The sequence below is a fragment of the Methylacidimicrobium cyclopophantes genome (assembly GCF_902143385.2).
In the GTDB taxonomy this organism is placed as follows: Bacteria; Verrucomicrobiota; Verrucomicrobiia; order Methylacidiphilales; family Methylacidiphilaceae; genus Methylacidimicrobium; species Methylacidimicrobium cyclopophantes.
In genome coordinates this window covers 1-6,797 of record NZ_CABFUZ020000043.1, presented here as the reverse complement: position 1 = coordinate 6,797, position 6,797 = coordinate 1, and the positions used below count along the sequence as shown (strand labels likewise).

Sequence of the window (6,797 nt, the reverse complement as noted above, 5' to 3'; positions counted from 1 at the left end):
GCGGGCCGCCATTAGGACGAACTTCTCGACGGGCGGACCGCCGAAACGGCAAGCGGTTCGCAGGTAGGCGTCGGGGAAATGGGAGTGATAGAAGCCGACCGCGGGAATCCCCAATTCGCGAGCGCCCCGCAAGATCGCCCATGCCAGATGGTAAGGATCTCCCGATTCGACGATGTCGGGCCGAATCTCGCGAAGAATGGAGTGAACCAGGGGAACATTACAGAGGATGCGATAACGAGAAGTGCGGTCGACCTTCGGGGAAGCGATCGTGATTAGATGCGTCCTTCCCTCGCTCTGTTGCGACGTCCGCTCTCCAGGGACAATCAGGAAATGTTCATCCTCCGTCCGCTCTCGAACATGTTGCTGCTTTTCCCCGAGATAGCGCCTCACCCCACCGCTTCGAGGCGAATAGAACTGAGTCACGTCACAAATCTTCATAGAAGCGCCGCTCCTCCCCTTCGCAGAACGAGTCCATCCCCCGAATCGCCGCCCATTGAATACTTTTTTCTGGCTGAAACAAGGAAAGGATAGGAAACGTTTTTTGCCGAACGGCTGCGGCTCGAAGGGGACGCATCTCGAATTGCCGAGGGCAAAGGGGGTGGGTGGGGTTTCTTTCCTACGGAAGACGAGGTGGACAAGCAACCCTATTTTGTTCCCGCCGCTCCCTCGGGTCTCTTTTGTGGCTCTTCTCCCGAAGAGCGGCCCCTGTTTCTCTGCTCGGTCTTCGTTCGCAAGATCTCAGCCTTGACTCTGGTGGGACTTTTTCCGGCTCTTCCGGTTGTCGCTCAAGCCGCCGACCCTGCCCTCTCCGCGAACTCGGTCGCGCCTCAGGCTGCCGAACTCCAGAAGGCCCTCGAGGAGGGAGGCATTGCCGTTCAGTCCTCGCCTCCGAGCCTTCGATTGAGCGGCTATGTCGACAGTTCCTACTTGGACAACTTTCTTCCCCCCAACACTCGAATTCCTACCCGAATGGCGGACGACGGCATTCCCGGCGGGGGATTCAACCTCAACGCCGTCCGGCTCCTTCTCGAAAAACCGCTCGACGACCAGAATCGATGGGAAACGGGATTTCGGACGGATATTTTCGTCGGCCAGGATGCCGCTTCCATGGGGGGACCGGATAATCTCGCGGGGCTGGGGATCCCCACCGAGGCTGGGAACGCTCGAAACAGCTCGAGCTTCCTCCTGGCCCAAGCGTACGTCACCTTTCGCATCCCTGTAGGAAATGCCGTCGACGTAAAGGTAGGCAAGTTCGTTCCTCCCTTGGGATTCGAGGTCATGGAACGGCCCGCCAACCTCAACTTCACTTACGGCAACCTTTATACGAACCTGATCCCGGAGATCGTGACAGGCATGGAAGCGGTTTATCGACCCTTGGATTGGGTAGAAACCACCCTCGGAGTCCTCGACGGCTCATTCAACGCGGCGCGCTCGGGATTTCCATTTTTCGGTGAGAACAATAATACTCTGAGCAATTCGGCCGCTTATCTCTTTCTCGCCTCCACCGGCCTCGACGCGCCGGCTCGCAACGCCCGGCTGGTGGCAAGCGCCCTCTATGGGCCGAACGGAGCGAATCCCCCCGGCTTCGGGTTCGCCTCGTCCGTTCCGGGAACCGGCGTCTTCGTGGAAAGCCCACTAAACCGAGCTGCACCCTTTTTCCTTGGAGATATCTGGGGCGAGTGGATTCCGAAGGCGACCCATGACCGATTGCTCCTCGCCTGCGAGACCACCGGAGGGTTCTACGAAGGTATTGGCAACCCGGCCGGCGAGGCGCTTCGGTCGGCGAGCTGGCTCGGTGCAAGCCTCTGGGCAAAATATCAGGCGAACAGCGTCACAAGCCTTGCCCTCCGGACCGATTGGATTCACGGAAGCACCAACGAGATCCTCTCCGATCACGCGGGTCCAACGGATATCTGGAGCGTCACGACAACCGTTGGCTTCGACATCTGGGAGAACGTGATGCTACGAACTGAGTTTCGGATGGACTGGGGTGCGGCCGTTTATGGGACGCCCTTTGTTCCGCTGGGAACCGTTCTTTTCCCCGTCTCGAACGGACCCGCGTTCCTCTGGGCGGTGGAAACGGTCTATTCCTTCTGACCGGCGGGTTCGACTTTCTTGCCCGACGAATTGGCGATCCAACCAGCGAGCAACGGTCGGACCGGGGATCACAAGGCCGACCCCCTCCACCGACAGACCGGCCACCTTTGCGAAACAGAGTCCGACCAGCTTCCCTTCTAGGTCGAGAACCGGAGCCCCGCTATCCCCTTGGTTCACTGCGGCATCGACTTGTAGTAGGGAGAGGGCTTCTCCTTCTTGGATATCCACGTTCCTCGGATACGAGCTGACAATGCCGCGCGACACCGTGTTCCGATAGCCCATGCCGCACCCAAGGACGAGCACGGACATCCCCAGTCGGTCTTCGGAAAGGTTCCGATAGCGGAAAACGGCGGGCAGCGGTCCCCGCTCGACGCGAAGAAGGGCTAGGTCCACGGCAAGATCGGAAGCGATCAGGCGGGCGAGCCGCACCCTGCCATCGAAAAACGTCACGAAAAGCTCCCTTCGCGCCAAGCTCTTGCCGAGCACGTGTGCGCAAGTGACCACATCTCCCTGCTCCGAAACGACCAAACCCGTTCCGATCCCTTCGACCTTTCTCGCCGGTCCAAAAAATCCGCGACTTCGTTTTTCGACGGATATGGAAACCACCGCCGGTAGAGTACGGCGAATCACCTCGACCACTGCCCGGTCGCACGAGCTAAGCGCTTCGACCGATTTTGGAAGCTCGACGGTGGCAAGAGCGCCGAGCAGTACGGAAAGCCAAAGGATAGACGGACTCCGTCGCCATCGACCCCGTCGCCGACGCCCCCGGGAGGCAACCACCATAGGGGGACTCTGACGGATGAAAACCCGGATGACAATGCGACATCCCTTCCCAGGGATTCGATTCATTCCGAAGGAGAGACGCTTCCCCGTAATCGGCCGCGAGCCGCCCCCAGGCTACGAGAGGCTACGCTCTGCTTGACAAGCGTACACCTCCTTCCCAACCTGACCCGTCGTGCGAATTGCGCAAATTGCTCCGCCGGTCGAGCGGGTTCCTCCGGAAGGTTACGGAGGAACTGAACGAGTCGTCTCCTTTTTGACGGAAGCATTAGTCGACTTAGGACATGAAGTGACGCTTTTCGCGAGCGGGGATTCAATAACACGCGCGCGGCTTCGCCCCGTCTGTCCGCAAAGCCTCCGCAAAACGGCAGACTGTCGCGACTATCTTCCCTATGTCCTGCTCGAGATCGACGCCGCGCTCCGCTCCGAATCCGAGTTCGACCTCCTCCATTTTCACACCGAGTTTCTTCACTTTCCCTTTTTCCGCACCCACCCCGATCGCTCGGTGACAACCCTCCACCTAAGGCTCGACACTCCCGACTTACGAACTCTTTTCCTCGGCTTTCCGGAAATGCCGGTAGTGGCCATATCCGAGGCACAGCGCCGATCGATCCCTCATGCGCGCTGGATGGGAACCGTACATCACGGTTTGCCCGAAACGCTCTATTCCCTAGGCAGCGGAAACGGGGGGTACCTCGTCTTTATCGGCCGGATTTCCGCCGAGAAGCGGCCCGACTTAGCGATCGAAATCGCCCGACGGGCGGGACGGGAAATTCTCATCGCCGCGAAAATGGATCCTCGCCACGATGCCGATTATATGGACATCGTTCGCCCGCTGCTCTCCCTTCCCCACGTGCACTATCTGGGAGAAGTAAACGAACGCCAAAAGCAAGCCTTGATCGGAGAAGCGGTCGCCATGCTTTTCCCGATCAATTGGCCGGAGCCATTCGGTCTCTCCGCGATCGAAGCGTTGGCTTGCGGCACGCCTGTGATCGCCTTCCCGTACGGAGCGATCCCGGAAATCATCGAGCCTGGGGTAACGGGTTTCGTCGTCCAGAACGTGGAGGAAGCCGTCCAGGCAATACCCCGTGCGGCCCAGCTCTCCCGAAAAGAAATTCGGCTCGCCTTTGAAAAGCGATTTACCGCCGAACGTATGGCTCGCGACTACCTAGCAATCTATCACAGGCTTTTGCAATGAATTTGGACGGCGCTTTCCCTACGGCCCTGCGCCGCCTCCGCTCCACTGCCCGCCGAAAGCGTAATCGAAGAGAGCCACGGCATCGGACCATTTGTTCGGGCTATCCAGCAGGATCAGGGCCACTCTCCTCTCCCCTCGCTGGCAGAGAGCGGCATAGGTATGCCGGGATTCCCGCGTCCACCCGGTCTTGGCCGGCCCGACTCCCGGATAAGGTCCGAGGAGCCGATTCGTGTTCATCAGGTACTGCACCGCCTTTCCCTCGGTCGTAAAAAGCGAGAAGCTCTCGGTCGAGCAGATCGTCCGAAGGGGCTCGACGGCAATAGCCGCCTCGAAAATGCGCAAGAGGTCGCTGGCGCAGGTCAAATGCCCGGGGGCCGTGATCCCGTTCGGATTGACGAAGTGTGTCTTTTCACAGCCCAGCTCTTTCGCCCGTGCGTTCATCTCGGTGACGAAGGCATCGACCGATCCGGATACGTGCCGAGCGAGAGCGAGAGCGGCTTCGTTGCTCGAGCTGATGAGAAGAGCGCGAACGAGATCGGCCACCGTAAAACGATCCCCGGGCAGCAAGCGAACGGTCGGCACCTCGCCGGGGGCCGAGAGATCCTGCTGTGATATTACGACCTCTCCCGCAAGGTGGGTCTTCTGGTAGACGAGCAAGGCCGTCATCAATTTCGTCGTGCTCGCCGGAGGGTGAGACGCATAAATTTGACGCCGGAAGAGGGCACTTTTCGCCCCCTCATCCCAGAGAAGAACGGAACCCGCCTGGACGAGGGAATCAACGCGACTTTGCGCCGCCGCCCCAGGAGTGCTGACGAGCCAAGAACCGATCGCCAGGACGAGGAGCCCGCAATGTGCGGCGCGATTTCTCTTCACCGTTGGCCTACCAAAGGGTCCATTCCTGCCGCGGCAGCGTACGGGAGATGCGCGTTTTCCACGAAAGATGTACGATCGCTTTCCGAGAGGAGCGGGAACCGACTCCAAGGAGGCGACCGGAGCGCAGAATCGGCCGGAGAAGGGAAGCCGATCACCATGGGGAGCAAGATATCCGGAAGAACCCTTAGGGGCAAGGAGATGCGGCCGAACGGCATTCTCGAAACTACTCTCTACGTTTCGGACTTGGATGCCGCCGAGGCTTTTTATCAAAAGGTGCTCGGCCTCGAACGGATAGGACGGGAAAAGGGAAGGCACGTTTTCTTTCGCTGCGGAGAATCCATTCTTCTTCTTTTTGATCCGAAGCGGACAATCCGACGCCAATCCGCCGACGATCGACTCGCGGCTCCATCGCATGGTGCGATCGGACCAGGTCATGTCGCCTTCCGGATCCAAGAAGGAGAGACCGAGGCCTGGAAGAGACGCTTGGTCGACATGTCCGTCCCGATCGAAGCGGAGATCCAATGGCCGGGTGGGGGATGGTCGCTCTACTTTCGCGACCCGGAAGGGAACAGCTTGGAGCTGGCTTCCCCGCAAATCTGGGGATTGCTCGAGAGCAAATGAATCTGCCCACGGTGGGATTCGAACCCACACGGGAGTTGCCTCCCACGGGATTTTAAGTCCCGTGTGTCTGCCATTCCACCACGTGGGCCTTCCTCGTTCTCTTCCTTTTTTACCGATCAAGATCTCCTCCAAGCGAGCCCATTGCGCTTGGAAGCTCTCCTCCGACTCGACAGCGTACCGGTAGGGCCGCCCGAGCGCGCCGTCGGAGGTCTCTCTTTCGCCGATGCAACCCGAAACTCGTCAGCGCTCTTGCGGACCGACGATTACCCACCAATAGCGAAACTCGCTAAAACGGGGAGTGCCAAGCTGGCGTCCTACCCAAGCCGGCACATAGGGGAGCTCCTCGCGCTCCACCAAGAGGATCCCGGTCCCTCCGTTCTTCGCCGCGATCCGCGCCGCATGTTTTTTCCAGCGATTGGTTTCCAGAATGCCGATCCGCCGAAAGGGACGGCTCGGGGACGAGCTCCAGATCGCGATTTTTCGCTTCGTGCCATCCACCGTGACGGAGATGTAGTCGTCCGGGGAAAGCTGTCCTATTTTCCGACCGGCGGAAGGAATTGGTTGCTTGAGAGGGTAATAGACCGTCTTGGCCGACGCGGAAGGGCTGAGAGCGGCTACGAACAAAATTGCACAAAGAATCCCGATCCCATGCTGCGTGAATGATCTCTGCATGGGAATTCCTGAATAAGACACTCTCCGGAGGCCGTCAACGCTCTTTTCTCCGGAAATCGCCGCAACCTCGAATGAGGCGTTGACCGAGCGGAGGGCCGATCCGTAGGCTGGCCCAAGAGCCGGATCCCATGGGTTGGATCATCGATTTGCTCTCCTTGACGAAGGCTGCGCTGATCGCGCTCGCAAAACGGGGTCCGAGCGGTTTGCTCCTCGTTCTGGCCCTCGCTCTCGCCGCCAGCATGCTCTCCTGGATAGCACTCATCCGATCGACTCTGCTTTGGAATAAGCGTTTTGCCGCAACAGCTCGACGCCACCCCCTCTGCGCATTCCCGGCGCTCTCTATTCTGCTCGTCCTGCCGCTCTTCGTCGGCAGCTCCTGCATGCATCCGATTGTCCATCGCAAAATTGTAAAATGGGCTCGGGAGCTCCTCGCCGATCCCCGATGGCAGGAAGCTGCGTTCAACCGGGCCTGCGAAGCAGTCCGTGCCGGTAGGCTGGAACCCTTTTCGCCCCCACCAGAAGCTCGCTTTTTGCCGCTGACGACGACAGCGGCTCG

Annotated in this window: 6 protein-coding genes, 1 tRNA gene and 2 pseudogenes; 4 read left to right on the top strand and 5 right to left on the bottom strand. The window is 59.6% G+C overall.

Going from position 1 to position 6,797, the window contains the following annotated elements:
* Nucleotides 1–438, bottom strand: a 438-nt coding sequence (locus FN369_RS01040) for a glycosyltransferase (RefSeq protein ID WP_142524364.1), incomplete at its 3' end; no start/stop codon positions are given.
* Between the two features lie 192 nt (nucleotides 439–630).
* Here FN369_RS01040 and FN369_RS01035 point away from each other — a divergent pair.
* On the top strand, nucleotides 631–2,097 hold the full coding sequence (locus FN369_RS01035; RefSeq protein ID WP_142524363.1) for an outer membrane beta-barrel protein: 1,467 nt from the start codon (nucleotides 631–633) through the stop codon (nucleotides 2,095–2,097).
* A 54-nt stretch (nucleotides 2,098–2,151) separates the two neighbouring features.
* Here the strand turns inward: FN369_RS01035 and FN369_RS11390 are convergent.
* A pseudogene (locus FN369_RS11390) lies at nucleotides 2,152–2,880 on the bottom strand (S1C family serine protease); the annotation flags it as partial.
* Nucleotides 2,881–3,052: 172 nt separating this feature from the next.
* On the opposite strand from FN369_RS11390, the gene FN369_RS01025 reads away from it, so the two are divergent.
* Complete coding sequence (locus FN369_RS01025; protein WP_142524361.1) at nucleotides 3,053–4,075, top strand: glycosyltransferase family 4 protein; 1,023 nt, start codon at nucleotides 3,053–3,055, stop codon at nucleotides 4,073–4,075.
* An 18-nt stretch (nucleotides 4,076–4,093) separates the two neighbouring features.
* Here FN369_RS01025 and FN369_RS01020 read toward each other — a convergent pair whose 3' ends face one another.
* Nucleotides 4,094–4,948, bottom strand: coding sequence for a D-alanyl-D-alanine carboxypeptidase family protein (locus tag FN369_RS01020; RefSeq protein WP_142524360.1), 855 nt, complete (start codon nucleotides 4,946–4,948; stop codon nucleotides 4,094–4,096).
* Between the two features lie 198 nt (nucleotides 4,949–5,146).
* Here FN369_RS01020 and FN369_RS01015 point away from each other — a divergent pair, with 198 nt between their 5' ends.
* Nucleotides 5,147–5,569, top strand: coding sequence for a VOC family protein (locus tag FN369_RS01015; protein WP_142524365.1), 423 nt, complete (start codon nucleotides 5,147–5,149; stop codon nucleotides 5,567–5,569).
* 3 nt (nucleotides 5,570–5,572) lie between these two features.
* Here the strand turns inward: FN369_RS01015 and FN369_RS01010 are convergent.
* Together FN369_RS01010 and FN369_RS01005 are read right to left on the bottom strand one after the other, a co-directional pair.
* A tRNA-Leu gene (locus FN369_RS01010) sits at nucleotides 5,573–5,657 on the bottom strand.
* Between the two features lie 152 nt (nucleotides 5,658–5,809).
* Entirely contained in the window at nucleotides 5,810–6,241 is a 432-nt protein-coding gene (locus FN369_RS01005) for a hypothetical protein (RefSeq protein WP_142524359.1), read from the bottom strand.
* A 128-nt stretch (nucleotides 6,242–6,369) separates the two neighbouring features.
* On the opposite strand from FN369_RS01005, the pseudogene FN369_RS01000 reads away from it, so the two are divergent.
* Nucleotides 6,370–6,797 (top strand): annotated as a pseudogene (locus FN369_RS01000) (hypothetical protein); the annotation flags it as partial.